This is a genomic window from Burkholderia sp. BCC1977 (assembly GCF_905339595.1).
GTDB lineage: Bacteria > Pseudomonadota > Gammaproteobacteria > Burkholderiales > Burkholderiaceae > Burkholderia.
Map to the genome: position 1 here is coordinate 1 of NZ_CAJPGQ010000062.1, position 16,419 is coordinate 16,419.

Below are 16,419 nucleotides of genomic sequence, written 5' to 3' on the forward strand. Positions count from 1 at the left end.
AATGCCCGTCGAAGCCGAAGTCGACAGCGAGGTCACTGAGCTGTTGGTCGAACTGAGGCCGGTGGACAGCGAACTGACGCTGGTCGAGGTCGAGGTGGACAGCGAGCTGATCGAGCTGTTGGCTGACGACAGGCCGGTCGACGTGGAAGTCGACAGCGAGGCGACCGAGCTATTGGTCGAGCTGAGGCCGGTGGACAACGAACTGACGCTGGTCGAAGTCGACGTGGACAGCGACGCGATCGAGCTATTAGCCGACGACAGGCCGGTCGACGTCGAGGTCGACAGCGAAGCCACCGAGCTGTTGGTCGAGCTAAGTCCAGTGGACAACGAGCTGACGCTGGTCGAGGTCGAGGTGGACAGCGAACTGATCGAGCTGGTTGCCGACGAGAGACCCGTCGACGTGGAAGTCGACAGCGAAGCCACGGAGCTATTGGTCGAGCTAAGTCCGGTCGACAGCGAACTGACGCTGGTCGAAGTCGACGTGGACAGTGACGCGATCGAGCTATTAGCCGACGAAATACCGGTCGAAGCCGACGTCGACAGCGAAGCCACCGAGCTATTAGTAGAGCTAAGTCCAGTGGACAACGAACTGACGCTGGTCGAAGTCGAGGTGGACAGCGACGCGATCGAACTATTGGCCGACGAAATCCCCGTCGATGCGGAGGTGGACAGGCTGGCGATGCTCGACGTCGTCGTGCTTGCGACGGCATAGAGCTGGCTGCCGTTGATCGCGTCGGTGCTGGTCGCGCTGACGAGACCCGCCGCGACGTTCTGGATCCGGCGTTCGGCGCCGGCCGAGCCGACGCTGACGACACCCGCGCTCGAACTCGCGCCGGCATAAGTACCGAACGTCTGGCTACCGATCGTCGTGCTGCTGACCGAGCCCGTGCCGCCGGTGGTGGAGGACGCGGCGCTGGTCGTCACGGCGCTCTGGCCGAGCGCGACGGAGCCCGCGACGTTCGCGGTCGCACCGTTGCCGAGCGCAGTGGCAGAGCTGGCGACCGCACTCGCGCCCGACCCGATGGCGACGCCGCTGGTGCCGGACGTCGTCGCCGAGAGACCCATCGCGATGCCGCCAGTGGCCGTCGACGTAACCATCGACTGGCCGCCGATCGAGATCGAATCTTGTGCCTGCGCTTGCGCGCCGGCTGTAGCGTTGCTGCCGATTGCCGTCGAGCCGACGCCCGATGCCTGAGTTTGCGTTGCGGTGCTGGCGGCACTCGTGCTGCCGAGCGCGGTCGCATAGTTCGCGGTTGCCTTCGAGCCGCTGCCGACCGCGGTCGCGAACGAGCCGCTCGCAGTCGTACCTTGGCCGAGCGCAGTCGTCGCGGTATTGGTCGCCTGGGCAGACGTACCGAACGCAGTGGAGTTGGTCCCCGACGCGAGCGTGGCTGTCGTCGCGTTCGCACCAATCGCAATGGCACCGGTTCCCGAAGCGGTGGGGGAATAAGTTCCTGCACTGGGGGCGCCGCTACCGATCGCGATCGATGTGGTTGCCGTCGCATTACCGTTGCCCGCGCTGTATTGTGCGTGGGCGACACCGATAGTCGCTCCCATCAGCAACACTGCGGTGCCCAGCTTTGCGGCGGGCGACTTGTTTGGCTTGCCGCGCGCCGAGGAAATTTCCGACGCGGCGACCCACGCGCCGAGCGCTTCGTTCCAGATGGAGCGGTATGTGCGGTTCATGACAGGACTCCTTCTCCAAATTGACACGCAGCGCCACGAATCATTTCGTCGGACGATTAAATCGTGTGCTCGCGTGAAATAAAAGTTTGGAGGAAGCCTATCCGAGGCGATGTCTTTGAATTGACAAGGATTGAAAATAAATCAAATCGGATCCTGAAAAATCACAAAGCATCCACAATTCAATCTGAATTCGGAAAATGTGTTTTTATGATAAAGACAATTAATATTTTATAATATGGTGAAAATCGACGTGTCTAACTAAGTGCAGTCTTCAGTGGCGTCCAGGCGTGACCGTGCTTGCGCCGTCACCTAGGATCGATGTCATGCCGCGTGGTATCGGGCTTTGGAGGCGGTCCGTCGTTATTCGGCGGGCGGCGGGGTAGGTGGCTTTTCGCATGTGGGGCCGTGCTCGGATAAACACCCTTTGGCAGCTACATTCAAAGCGGCGGCCTCCACAATCAATGCTCAGTTGTTCATTATTTGTCCATCATCCTTGCATATTTATTATTTCCAATGGTTTCCCCGGTCAATCTGACCGGTAAAGTACAAGGAGTGTAAATTTTCCCGGCATGTGCTTGTTAAGCGTAGCGTCGAGTGATAATTTTCAATTGTCGCGGCTTGGATGCAGTGTTCTCTATATTTAGAGGTGCACTTAACAAGTTAATGACCTGTTTTTCGGGTGATTGCTTGCGTCTGGGGCGGCATTTATAAACTAGGGAGATTTATCACATGCGTGAACTCACTCAGCAAGAAATCCAAGCAACGTCGGGTGGTACGGGCCTGCTTGGCGCACTCCTGACGGATATCGCTTCGTTGCTCGGCCTCGGCTCGAGCCAGCACACGGCGTCGGCTTCGGTTTCGGCATCGTGCGGCACGACGACCACCGCCTCGACGAACGGGACGACCGTTTCGTAATTCGCGTCCAGCAGTCGTCGGATTGGCGAACCCGACACTTGCGGATCGCTCGCGGTCCGCAAGTGTTTCATGTATTTCGGATAGCGAAGTGAGATGGCGCTCGTGTGCCGCGAGATCCATTGTTCGTTCGCAACAGCCTCTTTCGACCTCGGCGTAACCCGACGAGGCCCGTGCTGCGACCCGCGCAGCCCATGCAGCGCAGCCGATCGATATCGACTGCATCGACAGAATCCGAGAAGTTTCCCCCGTATCGTGCCTGCAGACTCTCCGCTCTTTCGTCGCGAAGCCCAGGAAGCGCAGACGTCTCGCAACCTCGGCGATATCGTGCTGATCCGGCCGTTGTCGACCACTGTGTTGACGGCGCTTGCCGTCAGCGGGGCCGTTGCCGTCATCCTCCTGTTCGTATTCGGCACGTATACGCGACGTACGACCGTCAGCGGCGTCGTCGTTCCCGATAGCGGCCTCGTCAAGATCTATGCGCCGCAGACCGGCGTCGTACTCCACAAGAATGTCGAGGAAGGTCAGCACGTCACACGCGGCCAGGCGTTGTTTACGATTTCAACGGATATCCGAAGCGAAGGAGCGGGGCAGACGCAGGCCGCGCTGATTGCGCAGGCGCAGGAACGCAAGACATCGCTTCAGCAGGAGATCGAGAAGACGCGCGTGCTGCAGGGCGACGAACGCAGTACGCTGCAAGCGAAAGTAGCCGGCTTGCGTGCCGAACTCGACGGCATCGACGAGCAGATCGCGGCGCAGAAGACCCGGACGGCGCTGGCCAGCGACGCCGCATCACGTTACGCCGGTCTGCTGGACAAGGATTACATCTCGAAGGATCAGGCGCAGCAGCGCCAGGCCGATCTGCTCGACCAGCAATCGAAGCTCCATGGCCTCCAGCGCGATCGCGCGAACACGAATCAGGAACTGCGGGCGGCGATGAGCGATCTCGCGGGGCTCTCGCTGAAACAACAGAATCAACTGTCGCAAATCGACCGTGCCGTCATGGATGTCGACCAGTCGCTGGTCGAAAGCGAGGCGCGAAGCAAGATCGTCGCGACGGCGCCCGAGACCGGCATTGCAACGGCCGTGATCGCGGAGCCGGGGCAAACCGTCGATTCGACCCGTCCGCTGGCAAGCATCGTGCCGGTCGGCGCTCAATGGCAGGCCAACCTGTTCGTGCCGAGCACGGCTGTCGGATTCGTCCGCCTGGGTGACCGTGTTCTGGTCCGGTATCAGGCGTACCCCTACCAGAAATTCGGGCAGTACCGCGCGCGCGTCACGTCGATCGCGCGCACGGCACTCTCGGCCGACGAACTCGCGACGAGCGGGATGTCCGCGGTATCGCTCGTGAAGACGGACGCCATGTTCTATCGCATCACGGTTGCGCTGCAGGACCAGAGCGTGACGGCCTACGGCAAGCCGCAGCCGCTGCAGGCCGGCCTGACGCTCCAGGCGGACATCCTCCAGGACCGCCGCCGATTGTACGAGTGGGTGCTGGAGCCGCTCTACACCCTCACAGGCAAACTTTGACGACCATGCAGTTCATGTCCAGGCTCAATCCGCTCTCGTTCGGCTTTCGACGCAGGCTGCCGATCGTCTTGCAAACCGAGGCCGCGGAGTGCGGGCTCGCCTGTCTCGCGATGATCGCCGGCCACCATGGCCACCACGTGGATCTGCCGACGATGCGCAGCCGCCATCAGGTCTCGCTCAAGGGGATGGGGCTGCAGCGCGTGATCGATATCGCCGGGCAACTCAACCTCGGCGCCCGCGCGTTGACCCTGGACATCGACCATCTCGATCAGCTGCGGTTGCCGTGCATCCTGCACTGGAATTTCAATCACTTCGTCGTGCTGCAGGCGGTCGGCGCAAACACGGTGACCATTCACGATCCGGCGCACGGCATTCGAAAACTGTCGTTCGACGCCGTATCGCGTGCGTTCACCGGCGTGGCGCTCGAGCTGTGGCCGAATGCCGGCTTCACCGAGCGCGACGAGGCGCCGGCGGTCAGGATCCGGTCGCTGCTGGGCAGGGTCTCCGGTCTGTCCCGCTCGCTGATGCAGGTGTTCGCGCTGTCCATCGCGATCGAGGTCTTCACGCTGGTGTCGCCGTTCTTCCTGCAATGGGTGATCGACGAAGTCATCGTCAGCGCGGATCGGGATCTGCTGTCGCTCCTCGCGATCGGCTTCGGGTTGATGCTGGTGTTGCAGCAGGCGGTGACCGCGCTTCGCGCATGGGCGATGATGTATTTCGGCACGACGCTCAATGTCCAGTGGCGTACCAACGTGCTGACCCACCTCCTGAATCTGCCGATGAGCTATTTCGAGCGTCGGCACCTCGGCGACATCGTGTCCCGCTTCGGCACGATCGACACGATCCAGCAAACGCTCACGACCTCGTTCATCAGCGCGATGATCGATGGCGTGATGGCGATCGTCACGTTGACGATGATGGTCGTCTACAGTCCGATGCTCGCCGCCGTCGCGATGATCGCCATGGCCCTCTACGCGCTGCTTCGCTGGATGTGGTACCGCCCGCTCCGGCGCGCGACGGAAGACCAGATCGTGCACGGGGCAAAGCAGCAAACCCATTTGCTCGAGACGTTGCGCGGCATCAAGACCATCAAGCAGTTCAACCAGCAGAGTGCCCGTCGTTCGCACTGGCTGTCGCTGTTCATCGATCAGGTGAACGCCGGCCTGCACGTGCAGAAGCTGCAGATGATCTTCCAGCAACTGAACGGGCTGCTGTTCGGCATCGAAGGCATCCTGATCATCTGGCTCGGTGCGCGGCTCGTCATCGACGGCCACTTCACCGTCGGCGTGCTGATCGCGTTCAATTCGTACAAGGGGCAGTTCGATAGCCGCATCGGCAGCCTGATCGACAAGTTCATCGAGGTCAAGATGCTGCAGTTGCAAGGCGAGCGCCTGGCCGACATCGTATTCGCGCGCCCGGAAGCCGGAACCAACGAGCGGTACGTGCCGGGCGAGGCAGACGATCTCGAGCCGACGATCGAGACGTCGGGATTGAGCTTCTGCTATGCCGACGGCGAGCCGCTGGTGCTCGACGGCATCTCCTTGCGGATTGACGCAGGGGAGGCCGTCGCGCTCGCGGGGCCGTCGGGATGCGGCAAGACGACACTCGTCAATATCCTGCTCGGCGTGCTCGAACCGACCGCCGGATCGGTGCTGATTGGCGGCATCGACGTCGTGCGCATCGGACGCGAGCGCGTGCGCGCGATGATCGGCACCGTGCTCCAGGATGACGTGCTGTTTTCCGGGTCGATTGCCGAGAACATCAGCTTCTTCGGTGCCGATGCCGATCCGCAATGGATCGCCGAATGTGCGCGCCTCGCGGCAGTACACGACGACATTGTGGCGATGCCGATGGGCTACAACACGCTGATCGGCGACATGGGAACCGTCCTGTCGGGCGGGCAGAAACAGCGCGTGCTGCTCGCGCGCGCGCTCTATAAAAGGCCGAAGATTCTCGTCCTCGACGAGGCGACGAGCAACCTCGACGTGTTGCGCGAGAAGCAGGTGAACGCGGCGATCGGCGGGCTTCGCATGACGCGCCTGATCGTCGCGCATCGGCCGGAGACGATCGCGTCCGCGTCGCGCGTGATCCTCCTCGATCGCGGCAAGATCGCGCTTGACCGCGCGACCGTTGCCTCCGGTCTCGTGGCGTCCGCGGAATGAAGATGACGTTCCGGCGCATGCTGAGCGGCCTCGGGCTTGCGCTGCTGGCCGCGGTATCGGCGCGCGCCGAATCGATCGACGGGCCGCTGATCGATCTCTATGCGACAGGTTCGATGACGGCCGCCGCGCCAGCCGCACCGGCATTGAACGACGCCGCCTGCGAGCCGGACGGTGCGGCGCGGCCGCTCGAACTGGAAGACGTGATGCTGCGGGCGGTCTGCGCCAATCCGCAGGTGCGCCAGGCGTGGGCGGATGCGCGCGCGCAGGCCGCGCAGGTCGGCGTCGAGGAAGCGGCCTACCTGCCGACCCTGAATGGATCGGTCGGCATCCAGCGCGACAATCTCGCGACGACCTACGCGGTGCCGGGCTACGGCCCCTATACGCAGACGCAGCGCTCGACCAGCCGGTATGGATCGATCGACCTGAGCTGGGTGCTGTTCGATTTCGGCCGCCGCGGGTTCAGCGTGCGACGTGCTCGCGCACTGGTCGCCGCCGCGAATGCGACCCACGACGACATGCTGCAAACCGTTCTGCTCAATGCCGCGCAGGCCTATTACGACCTGCGTGCCGCGGAAGGATCGAAGGTCGCCGCGCATGCTGCCGAAGACGCCGCGAGAGAAAGCCTCGAGGTGGCGAAGGCCCGGCACGACGCGGGAGCCGGCGAGCTCGGCGATGAGCTGCAGGCACAAACGATGTATCGGCGGGCGATTGTCGATCGCGTCGCCGCCGAAGGCGCCGTCGAGACGGCCCGCGGCACGCTGGCGGTGGCAATGGGGCTGCCGGCGGACCGGCCGATCCAGCTTGCGTCCGATCAACCGCTGATCGACCGGCATGCGTTCGACGACGGCGTGTCGCGACTCATCGACGAGGCGCAGGCCAGCCATCCGAAGCTCGTCGCCGCCCGCGCCAAGCTCGACGCCGCGCGGGCGAACGTCGACGCGGTCCGGGCCCAGGGGTTGCCGAGCATCGCGCTGACCGGCAGCCTGAGCCGCAACAATCCGGCCTACCAGCAACAACCGGAGCAGGTTCCGGTCACGAGCAGTCGTGGCAGTTCGATCGGCATTCGCATCACGATCCCGTTGTTCGACGGCTTCGCTTCCAGTTACCGCGTCGCGGCCGCAAGGGCGCAGGTGGCGTCGACCGAGGCGGCGTTGCAGGCCGACGAACTGCAGGTGTCGCTGGATGTCTGGAAGAGTTATCAGAGCCTGCGCGTCGACACGGACAATCTCGACAACACCGAGGCACTCCTTGCTTACGCGCACCGGTCGCTCGAGGTGGCACGAGGCCGTTACAAGGCGGGGGTCGGGACATTCACTGAATTGATGACCGCCCAGACCGCGTCGGCCGACGCGGAAAAGCAGCGTGTGCGGGCGCTGTCGGAATGGCGGGCCGCGCGGCTCAAGCTGGCTGAAAGCCTCGGCAATATCCGTTTGGAGTCCGATCGTTAGGCCGCGCGGCGTGATGGCCGGATGGCGTGCACGACAGCGAATTTGAACGGTGCAGTCTGAATCGACGAAAGTGAATCAAAGTGAATCACATGGAACGGTATCTTGATCTGCTGAAGCAGCAAGGCGAACTGCAGGAGCGAATCGATATCGCCCGCGACCGCGAAGTCGGCGAGGTGATCGAAGCGATCGTGCGGACGATGGCGATGTACAACATCACGCTGGATGAAATCCGCGAGGCGCAGGTGCCGCAGCCGCAGCCGGCGAATACGCCGGCACGGTCCACGTCGCGACGCAAACGCAAGCGCGTGCCGAAATACCTCGACCCGGCGTCGGGCCGGACATGGTGCGGCCGGGGGCGCACACCGAAATGGCTTGTAGGCAAGAATCTCGACGACTATCTATTGATTAACGAATAGGCGAGCGGTGCGATCGAACCACAGCGGGCGGTTCGCGATCGTCGATGCGCGGTACGTACCGGCGTCACGATCCGGCAATTTGCAAAGATCCGCACGTAGCATGTCGCGCCCGTTTCGATTCGGTTCGACAACGATCACGACGGATGGATATACGGGGTACGGTGCGTTGAGGAGGCCCGCCGATGAGCGGAAGAATCGAACGGTTGCGACACGGCATGCGCCCGCGCGTCGAAACAGGGCGGGGCGCACCAGAACATCATATGAAACCGGATATGACATCAGCGTTGTTGCTTGCCATCGTCGTGGCGTGCACCCTCGTCGCGAGGGCGATGCGGGCGGCAATGCGAATCTGTTTCGAACCTCGCTGTTTCGACCGTGTCGCGCGCCGCGACGCCACGCTTGCCGGGCTGCTCCCGCAGCGCTCGAACGCGCTGCGTCGTACCGATCCGGACGGCATCGTTCGCGTCGCCGCGCATTCCGCCGCCGGCCGCTTGCCGGTCGGTGTACAGGGCGCGCTCCTGGCCGTGTCCGGACCGCTGCCGTCGCATCCGTTCGTCCCGTTGTTCCGTGTGGACGCATCGCGCAGCCGCCAGGTCGGCCGCTCGCGGTGCGCGCCGTGCAAGCACATCGCGGATGCGCATGGCCGTACGGCCGGCGCGATGCGCTCACCCCGCGGCGGCCAGTGGATCCGCCTGTGTTTCTCCGTTTCTGCCTCGTCTCATGAATACTGATCCTACGCCTGCGCTCATTCTCATCGTCGAAGACGAGCCGAAACTGGCGGCGCTGCTTGACGATTACCTGAAGGCCGACGGTTACGACACGCACATCCTCTCCGACGGACGCCAGGTCGTGCCGTACGTGCGGCAGAACGAGCCGGCGCTGATTCTGCTCGACCTGACGCTGCCCGGTCGCGGCGGCTTCGACATTTGCCGCGAGCTGCGCACGTTTTCGTTGGTGCCGATCATCATCCAGACCGCACGCCTCGACGAGATCGACCGGCTGCTCGGCCTCGAACTGGGCGCGGACGACTATGTCTGCAAGCCGTTCAGCCCGCGCGAGGTCGTTGCGCGCGTCAGGGCGATCCTCCGGCGTGTCAACCCGGCGAACCGACCGCGGCCCGGTCCGCCGCAGCCGTTCGTCGTCGATCTCGAACAGCATGTCGCGCGGCTCGACGGCACGAACCTGAACCTGACGCCGGTCGAATTGCGGCTGCTTTCGCTGCTGCAATCGACGCCGGGGCACATCTTTCCGCGCGATCAGTTGCTGCGCGGGCTCTACGACGACAATCGGATCGTGACGGATCGCACCGTCGACAGCCACGTCAAGAATCTGCGGCGCAAGCTGCAGGCGGTACGTCCCGACCAGGACTTCATCCGCTCGATCTACGGTGTCGGGTATCGGTTCGAGATCGAAGACGAGAAGACCTGATTCGGCACGACCCGGCATTCAACCTCGCCCATGCCATGGGATTCCGGTCGAGCGGCGCAACAACAGGCACAATATGCACTTCGCCGCGCACCGTTGTTCGACATTCGAACAGTACGGCGCGTGTCGCCGCCGTCCGAATCCTTCCCGGTTGTCATGAACGTCTCGCTCACTCCCGCGCGCGAATCGAACTCGCCGCGCTTCCTGTTGTTCCTGATTTGCCTGTTCGCGTCCGCCGGCCAGCTCGCGATCGACATCTACGTGCCCGCTCTGCCCGACATGGCGCGTTCGTTCGCGACCACGCCGCAGGCGATCCAGTCGAGCGTCTCCGGCTACATGGCCGCCTATGCGCTCGGCCAACTGATCTTCGGCCCGATCGCCGATGCATACGGGCGCAAGCGCGTGCTCGCGTTCGGGCTCGTCATCTACACGATCGGCTGCCTGCTGTCGCTCGGCGCGCCGAACCTGGAGACGTTCGTGCTGGCGCGCTGCCTGCAGGGCTTCGGGATCGCGACCACGAACCTGCTCGCGAAGGCGATCATCACCGACTCGTTCTCGGGCCAGGCGCTGATGCATGCGTTTACCTATATGTCGATCGCATGGGGGCTCGCGCCGATCATCGCGCCGGTGATCGGCGCGCACCTGCAGGAATGGTTCGGCTGGCGCGCGTGCCTGGTGTTCCTGCTGGTGTATTCGCTGGTGATGTGGGCGCTGCTGTGGCGCTATCGGGAGACCTTGCCGAAACCGGTCCATCTCGAGCCGCGCACGCTGATGGCGAACGCGGGCAAGGTGCTCGCGAGCCCGGTGTTCCAGAGCTGCTTCCTCGCGCAGGGGCTGTGCTACAGCATCCTGCTGGTGTTCAACATCGTCGGGCCGTTCATGGTGCAGACCACGCTGCACAAGCCGCCGACCTTCTTCGGCTATCTCGCGCTCGGGATCGGGCTGATGTATTTCCTCGGCGGGCTGTCGAACCGGATTCACGGGCGCGGGCTGCCGAGCGCCGAGCAGCGGCTGCGCCTCGGCGCTCGTGTGATGGCGATCGCGGCGGTTGCGATGCTGGTGCTGGCGCTGACCGTCGGCCTGCGCGTATGGACGCTCGCGACGCCGGTGCTCGTGATGGGCTTCTGCGCGGGGGCGATGTACCCGACGCTGATGGCCAAGGGCAATTCGCTGTTTCCGCATATCGCGGGGCTGACGAGCGCGATCCTCGGGTGCGCGCTGCTGCTCGTGTCGTCCGCGATGATGGGCCTCGCCGGCTTCGTGTCGGTGCAGGTGCTGACGCCGCTCGCGGTGTTCTTCGTCGCGCTGTCGTTCATCGTCGTGTGGATGGTGACGAAGCTGCTGCGCTACCTGACGCAGCAGCAGGCCGCGAGCGTCGCGTGCGGGCGCGGGGAAGCCGCGTGACGCACAACGTTCCGGTCGGGCGGCGGCAACGCGGGCGAGCGCGGTTGCCGGCTGCGCTGCCCGGCAACACACCGCCTTCGACCAAGTCATGAGCCTGATGCTGCTGAACAGGGCCCATCACAGCGGTTGCGCCGCGCCCGCCTGCGCCAGCAGCGAAACCGCGGCCGGATCCGGCATCCCGTTCGCGTCGATCGCGCCGGCCTTGGCCAGCGCGGCGAGGTCGCTGTCGACACCCGGTTGGCCGACCACGAACGGCGTCGTCAGGAAGGCCGGTGTCGACAGCGCGACCGAATAGTGCTGCTGCAGATTCGTCACCACCGCCGATTGCGCGGCCTGCACCGTGTTCGGGCTGTCCATCACCTGCTGGAAGTGCGCATTCCCCTGAAAATTGCCGATCAGCCCGGCCGTGTTCGTCCCGAGCTGCGCGGCGAGATAGACGAGCATCAGCTCGGTTTCGGGCGTCGTGTTGAAGGTGCCGCCCGCGTAGGCGAGCGAATGCAGGCTCGTGCCGCCCGATGCGACGGTGATCACGCACGGCAGCACCGCGTTGACCGTCACGCGGTAGTTGCCGCCGCCGTCGGTCAGCGTCGTTGCCGAGCCTTGCGCGCAACTGACCGTCACCGACGCGCTCGCGAGCGCGGAGCCCGTGGCGGCCGTGCCGGACAGCGCGACGGTCTGCGTGTTGGCGTTGTTGAAGCAGACATCGACGCCGAAGCAGGCGTCGCCGTTGCAGCCCGCCAGCGCCGCGAGGGTGGCGATGCAGGCGGTGCCCAGCGCGGGGCGGAGGAAGCGCGGGTGGCGAAGGTTCATGGTCGCGGGCCTTTGGGCGGGTGGGGCAACCGGTGGGCGCCGGAAGGGCGGTGCCGTTCATATTCTAGGTCTCGAATCCCGGCGGTGCTTGCCCGTTTTCCCGACGGGACGCGGCAGAGCGTGCCGGCCGGCACGTTTGGCCAGGTTTGCCCGCCGCGAACGGCATGCGGCACGGGCACAACCGGCACCGGGTCCGGAACCTTTCGATTCCCTCCGCAATTGGTTATGCTGCGGGACGATTAAAAAACGACGAGAGAACGCGCCGTTCCCGACGGAACCGGTGCGTCGTTTCCGACATGAACCTGAAACGACTGACGGGGCGGTCATGCTGCCCGGATGGCGAGGGCGATCCGGCATCGATGGCATGCACGGCCCGCAACCCGCTGCGCCCCGCGCGCTTGCGCGGCAAGGCCGGCATCGGCAAGGCGGCGGTGGCTGCCGCGCTGCTGGCCGGCGCGGCGTTCCTTTGCGCCCCGGCCTTCGCCGCGCCGGCCAGCGCCGGCGCCGGTGCGATCCCGTTGGCGGCCGGCGCGCCGTCGGTCTGCACGGACGTGGCGACCGCCGCTTCCTATCCCGTCGCCGACGATCCCGAAGCGGCGCCGCCGCTGAAGGGCCGCGTGACCGACACGACGGGTGTGCTGAGTGCCGCGTGTGCATCCGAACTGACCGACCGTCTCGCCGATCTCGAGCACCGGCTCGGCGTGCAGATGGCGATCCTGCTGGTCGGCTCGACCGGTCACGCGAGCATCGAACAGTTCGCGACCAAGGTGTTCGAGAAATGGCGTCTCGGCGAGAGCAAGATCGACAACGGTCTGCTGCTCGTCGCCGCACTGAACGATCGCACGGTGCGGATCGAGGTCGGATATGGCCTTGAAGGCGCGATTCCGGACATCGTCGCCGGGCGGATCATCCGCGAGCGCATCGTGCCGGCATTTCGCGAGAAGCGTATCGCAGCCGGCGTCAGCGATGCGGTCGACGCGCTGGTGCGCGAGATGACGCCGCCGGAAATGGCGATTTCGGACAGCGCGCTGCCCGACGAGGACGCGCGGCGCGCGACGTCCCACGATGCAAGGCGGCTGTCGAACGGCCTGCCGGACGAACCTCCGGTCGACGCGGGGAGTTTCATGTTCTGGTTGCTGCTCGGGCTGACCGGCGTCGCGCTGGGTGCCGTCACCGAATGGCGCAAGCTGCGCTGGCAGGTGATGCTGCCGGTCAGCTTTCTCGTCGCGACGATCGTGCCGGTTGCGATGCTGCCGGTCGGCGCGATCTTCAAAGGCGACGCCGAAGCGATGCTGGGCGCGCTGGCGCTCGTTGCGACGAGCTTGGGTGTCGGCGCGTGGCTGCTCGGCATCGGTGTCGTTCGCTCCGCACGCATCCGCAAGTACACGGCGATCGTCGGCGGGACGTTGCTGGCGCTGATCGGGATCGGGCATCTGATGGGGTTTTCGCCCGGCGAGGTCCTGGTGACGGTTTTCATCGCGGTGACGGCGATTCTGGGGATCATCAACAAACTGACGGGCGGAAGCGCGTCGTCCTCTTCGTCGTCGTCGGGATTCAAATGGCCGTCGTCCGGCTCGAGCTCTTCCAGTTCCGGTTCCAGTTCGTCCGATTCGTTCACCGGCGGTGGCGGCTCGAGCGGCGGCGGCGGGGCATCGGGGCGCTGGTAGCCGCCGCGCGCCGTGCGCGTGCCTGCACGTTTCTTTTCAACTTACCGCTCCGGCCGGAGCGTTCAACCGGAAGTCACAAACAATGAAATGGTTTCGAATCCTGCTCGTGTGCTGCGTGCTCGCGCCGCTCGCCGGTTGCGGCTACAACGCGATCCAGTCGTCGGATGAGGACGTCGACGCGGCGTGGTCCGAGGTGCTGAACCAGTATCAGCGTCGTGCCGATCTCGTGCCGAACCTCGCGGCGTCGGTGAAGGGCTACGCGTCGCACGAGGCGCGTGTGCTGACCGAAGTCGCGTCGGCCCGCGCGCGCGTGGGCAGCGTGCAGATGACGCCGGAGATGGCGAAGGATCCCGCCGCGCTGGCGGCGTTCGATCAACGCCAGGGTGAGTTGTCGGGCGCGCTGAGCCGGCTGATGGTGGTGTCGGAGCGCTATCCGGAACTGAAGGCGAACGAGGCGTTCCGCGATCTGCAGACGCAGCTCGAGGGTACCGAAAACCGCATCGCGGTTGCGCGCGGCCGCTATATCAAGACGGTGCAGCAGTACAACGTGCGGATTCGCCAGTTCCCCGGCGTCGTGATCGCGCGGATCTTCGGCTACCAGCCGCGTCCGAACTTCAGTGTCGCGAACGAAGCCGCGATCTCGACCGCACCCGTCGTCGACTTCTCCGTGCAGCCGCTGAAGGCGAACGCAGCCGGCCAGTAAGCGGCCTGCCCGGTCGCTCAGGGCTTGCGCGCGACCGGCTTCGCGAACGCGCCGCGCACCTCGAAGCCGATCGCATCGGCGACGTTGCCGCGCGCGTCGACGAGTTCGAGCCGATGCCGGCCCGGCCAGGGCATCCACGCGATGCGGTCGGCGTGGCCGATCACCTTGTCGTCGAGCCGCCACGCGAACCGCGCGGCGCGCCCGGACGACCGCTCGAACCAGATCCGCTGGTTCTTCGGCGGAATGTCCGGATCGATCGCGAAGATCGTGCCGTCGGTCGGCGCGCCGATCGTCAGCGGTGCGCGCGCGCCGTCCTTGCCCGGCGTGACGGGCGCCGCGAGCCGGATCGTGTCGAGCGCCGTGCCCGCGACGAACCACTCGTTGCGTGCCGGCTCGACGTCGCGCTCGAACGCGATGCGGCGGGATTCCACACCGGCCGGCGGACGCGGCGCGCGGCTCGGCAGGTCGCGGTGCAGGTAGCCGACGACGGCCGACCACACCGGCGACGCGCCCGTGACCCCCGACACGTCCCACATCGGCGAGCCGTCCGCATTGCCGACCCACACGCCGACCGTATGGCGCGACGTGAAGCCGACCGTCCAGTTGTCGCGCATGTCCTTGCTCGTGCCGGTCTTCACGGCCGAGAAGAAGCGCGTCGCGAGCGGGTTGTCGAAGCCGAACGTGCGTACGCGTGCGTTGTTGTCGGAGAGGATGTCGGTGACGACGAAGCTGGCCGCTTCGCTGAACACCCGCGTGCCGTTGTCCGCCTGCCGCGGTGCCGATGCGCCGGCAGCGGGCGGCGGCGCGGGCAGGTCGACGACCTGGCGCGCGACGCCGCCGTTCGCGAGCGCGCGATACGCGTTGGTCAGCGACAGCAGCGTGACGTCCGCGCTGCCGAGCGCGAGGCTGAAGCCGTAGTAGTCGCCTTCCTGCGCGAGCGGCAGGCCCAGCGCGGTCAGCGTGCGCGCGAAACGATGCGGCGTGACGAGCACGAGCGTGCGCACCGCCGGCACGTTCAGCGAGCCGCCGAGCGCGCTGCGCACGCTCACCCAGCCCTTGAAATCCTTGTCGTAGTTCTGCGGAATGTAGAGACCGCCGCCGGCCGCGAGGTTGATCGGCGCATCATCGAGCAGCGATGCGGCCGTCAGCCGTTTCTCGTCGATCGCCTGCGCATAGAGGAACGGCTTGAGCGTCGAGCCGGCCTGGCGCGGCGCGAGCACGGCGTCGACGTCGCGCGCGCTCGACAATGCACCCGACGAACCGACCCACGCGCGAATCTCGCCGGTCGCGTTGTCGATCACGACGACCGCGCCGTCCTGCACGTTGCGCCGGTGCGCGGGCGCGTTGAGCTCGGTCAGCGCGCGTGTGAGCGTGTCGCGCGCGAAACGTTGCAGCGGCGCATCGAGCGTCGTGCGCACCTGCGCGCCGGCAACCGGCTTGACCTCGGCCGCGATGCGGCGCGCGAAGTGCGGGGCAAGGGCGGCGCCGTCGTCGCGCACCGCGCTGGCCGGGCGGGCGATCACGAGCTGCACGTAGCCGTCGAGCGACGCGCACGCTTGCTCCGCGTGCATGTCGCGCAGGATCCGGCACGCCCGCTCGGCGACCTTCGCGCTCGCCGCGTTGGGGGCACGCACGAGCGCCGCGGCGATCGCGGCCTCCCGCGCGTCGAGGCCGGACGGCGCCTTGCCGAACAGCACCTGCGACAGCGCGGCGAGCCCGACCGTCTCGCCGCGGAACGGCACGAGATTCAGGTAGGCCTCGAGGATCTGGTCCTTGCGCCAGCCGCGTTCGAGCAGCAGCGCGTTCATCGCCTGCGTGGCCTTCTGCGGGAGCGAGCGCTGGCCCGAGCGGCGCGGCGAATCGCTGAGCAGCCCGGCGAGCTGCATCGTCACGGTCGACGCGCCGCGCGTGCGCTCGTTCCACAGGTTGCCCCACGCCGCGCCGGCGATCCCGCGCCAGTCGACGCCGCTGTGCGCGTAGAAGCGCTTGTCCTCGGACACGACGATCGCCTCGCGGAACGCGGGCGACACGTCGGCGAGCGACACCCACTCGCCGCGCCGCTCGGTGAGGTCGACGCGCGTGCGCTGCAGCGGTGTGCCGTCGCGCGCGAGCAGCACCCAGTCGGAACTGCGCCAGTTGCGGTGCACGTCGTCGTAGCCGGGCAGCGCGTGCGCGACGAGCGGCGCGGCGAGCACGACGGCGACGAATACGCGGCCGGCGAAACGGGCCGGCCGCGGCAATCCACGATCGATCATC

Annotated in this window: 13 protein-coding genes; 10 read left to right on the forward strand and 3 right to left on the reverse strand. The window is 65.8% G+C overall.

Translation table 11 applies throughout. The features are described 5' to 3' along the window. Positions 1–1,686, reverse strand: a 1,686-nt coding sequence (locus tag U5771_RS32225) for an ESPR-type extended signal peptide-containing protein (protein WP_322027680.1), incomplete at its 3' end; no start/stop codon positions are given. Positions 1,687–2,415: 729 nt separating this feature from the next. Between U5771_RS32225 and U5771_RS32230 the strand changes: the two genes are divergently transcribed. From U5771_RS32230 to U5771_RS32265, 8 genes are all read left to right on the forward strand, one after another. Continuing rightward, complete coding sequence (locus U5771_RS32230; protein WP_322027681.1) at positions 2,416–2,601, forward strand: hypothetical protein; 186 nt, start codon at positions 2,416–2,418, stop codon at positions 2,599–2,601. Between the two features lie 252 nt (positions 2,602–2,853). Continuing rightward, positions 2,854–4,128, forward strand: coding sequence for an HlyD family secretion protein (locus tag U5771_RS32235; RefSeq protein WP_322027682.1), 1,275 nt, complete (start codon positions 2,854–2,856; stop codon positions 4,126–4,128). Positions 4,129–4,142: 14 nt separating this feature from the next. Then, entirely contained in the window at positions 4,143–6,290 is a 2,148-nt protein-coding gene (locus U5771_RS32240) for a peptidase domain-containing ABC transporter (RefSeq protein ID WP_322027683.1), read from the forward strand. Continuing rightward, positions 6,287–7,738, forward strand: coding sequence for a TolC family protein (locus U5771_RS32245; protein ID WP_415859457.1), 1,452 nt, complete (start codon positions 6,287–6,289; stop codon positions 7,736–7,738). The genes U5771_RS32240 and U5771_RS32245 overlap by 4 nt, the downstream gene beginning before the upstream one ends. 89 nt (positions 7,739–7,827) lie before the next feature. Beyond that, entirely contained in the window at positions 7,828–8,154 is a 327-nt protein-coding gene (locus U5771_RS32250; protein WP_322027684.1) for an H-NS histone family protein, read from the forward strand. A 182-nt stretch (positions 8,155–8,336) separates the two neighbouring features. Then, positions 8,337–8,885, forward strand: a complete 549-nt coding sequence (locus U5771_RS32255; protein ID WP_322027685.1) for a hypothetical protein — start codon at positions 8,337–8,339, stop codon at positions 8,883–8,885. Continuing rightward, positions 8,875–9,582: a response regulator gene (locus U5771_RS32260; RefSeq protein ID WP_322027700.1), complete on the forward strand. Its 708-nt coding sequence runs from the start codon at positions 8,875–8,877 to the stop codon at positions 9,580–9,582. Before U5771_RS32255 ends, U5771_RS32260 begins: the two co-directional genes overlap by 11 nt. 153 nt (positions 9,583–9,735) lie before the next feature. Further along, positions 9,736–10,983 carry a multidrug effflux MFS transporter gene (locus tag U5771_RS32265; RefSeq protein ID WP_322027686.1) on the forward strand — a complete coding sequence of 416 codons (1,248 nt, stop codon included), beginning with the start codon at positions 9,736–9,738 and terminating at the stop codon, positions 10,981–10,983. A gap of 117 nt (positions 10,984–11,100) precedes the next feature. Here the strand turns inward: U5771_RS32265 and U5771_RS32270 are convergent, their stop codons facing one another. Beyond that, entirely contained in the window at positions 11,101–11,793 is a 693-nt protein-coding gene (locus tag U5771_RS32270; protein WP_322027687.1) for a hypothetical protein, read from the reverse strand. Between the two features lie 296 nt (positions 11,794–12,089). Between U5771_RS32270 and U5771_RS32275 the strand changes: the two genes are divergently transcribed. Together U5771_RS32275 and U5771_RS32280 are read left to right on the forward strand one after the other, a co-directional pair. Continuing rightward, positions 12,090–13,460, forward strand: a complete 1,371-nt coding sequence (locus U5771_RS32275; RefSeq protein WP_322027688.1) for a TPM domain-containing protein — start codon at positions 12,090–12,092, stop codon at positions 13,458–13,460. An 82-nt stretch (positions 13,461–13,542) separates the two neighbouring features. Beyond that, the gene (locus tag U5771_RS32280; protein WP_322027689.1) at positions 13,543–14,163 is read left to right on the forward strand and encodes a LemA family protein; all 621 of its coding nucleotides are present in this window, start codon (positions 13,543–13,545) and stop codon (positions 14,161–14,163) included. Between the two features lie 17 nt (positions 14,164–14,180). Here U5771_RS32280 and pbpC read toward each other — a convergent pair whose 3' ends face one another. Next, positions 14,181–16,418: a penicillin-binding protein 1C gene (gene pbpC / locus U5771_RS32285; RefSeq protein ID WP_322027690.1), complete on the reverse strand. Its 2,238-nt coding sequence runs from the start codon at positions 16,416–16,418 to the stop codon at positions 14,181–14,183. Position 16,419: the final 1 nt, after the last annotated feature.

Coding starts and splice junctions, on each gene's coding strand:
- U5771_RS32260 (WP_322027700.1), top strand. CDS start 8,875: ATGAATACTGATCCTACGCCTGCGCTCATTCTCATCGTCGAAGACGAG.
- U5771_RS32275 (WP_322027688.1), top strand. CDS start 12,090: ATGAACCTGAAACGACTGACGGGGCGGTCATGCTGCCCGGATGGCGAG.
- U5771_RS32255 (WP_322027685.1), top strand. CDS start 8,337: ATGAGCGGAAGAATCGAACGGTTGCGACACGGCATGCGCCCGCGCGTC.
- U5771_RS32245 (WP_415859457.1), top strand. CDS start 6,287: ATGAAGATGACGTTCCGGCGCATGCTGAGCGGCCTCGGGCTTGCGCTG.
- pbpC (WP_322027690.1), bottom strand. CDS start 16,418: ATGATCGATCGTGGATTGCCGCGGCCGGCCCGTTTCGCCGGCCGCGTA.
- U5771_RS32230 (WP_322027681.1), top strand. CDS start 2,416: ATGCGTGAACTCACTCAGCAAGAAATCCAAGCAACGTCGGGTGGTACG.
- U5771_RS32250 (WP_322027684.1), top strand. CDS start 7,828: ATGGAACGGTATCTTGATCTGCTGAAGCAGCAAGGCGAACTGCAGGAG.
- U5771_RS32240 (WP_322027683.1), top strand. CDS start 4,143: ATGTCCAGGCTCAATCCGCTCTCGTTCGGCTTTCGACGCAGGCTGCCG.
- U5771_RS32280 (WP_322027689.1), top strand. CDS start 13,543: ATGAAATGGTTTCGAATCCTGCTCGTGTGCTGCGTGCTCGCGCCGCTC.
- U5771_RS32270 (WP_322027687.1), bottom strand. CDS start 11,793: ATGAACCTTCGCCACCCGCGCTTCCTCCGCCCCGCGCTGGGCACCGCC.
- U5771_RS32265 (WP_322027686.1), top strand. CDS start 9,736: ATGAACGTCTCGCTCACTCCCGCGCGCGAATCGAACTCGCCGCGCTTC.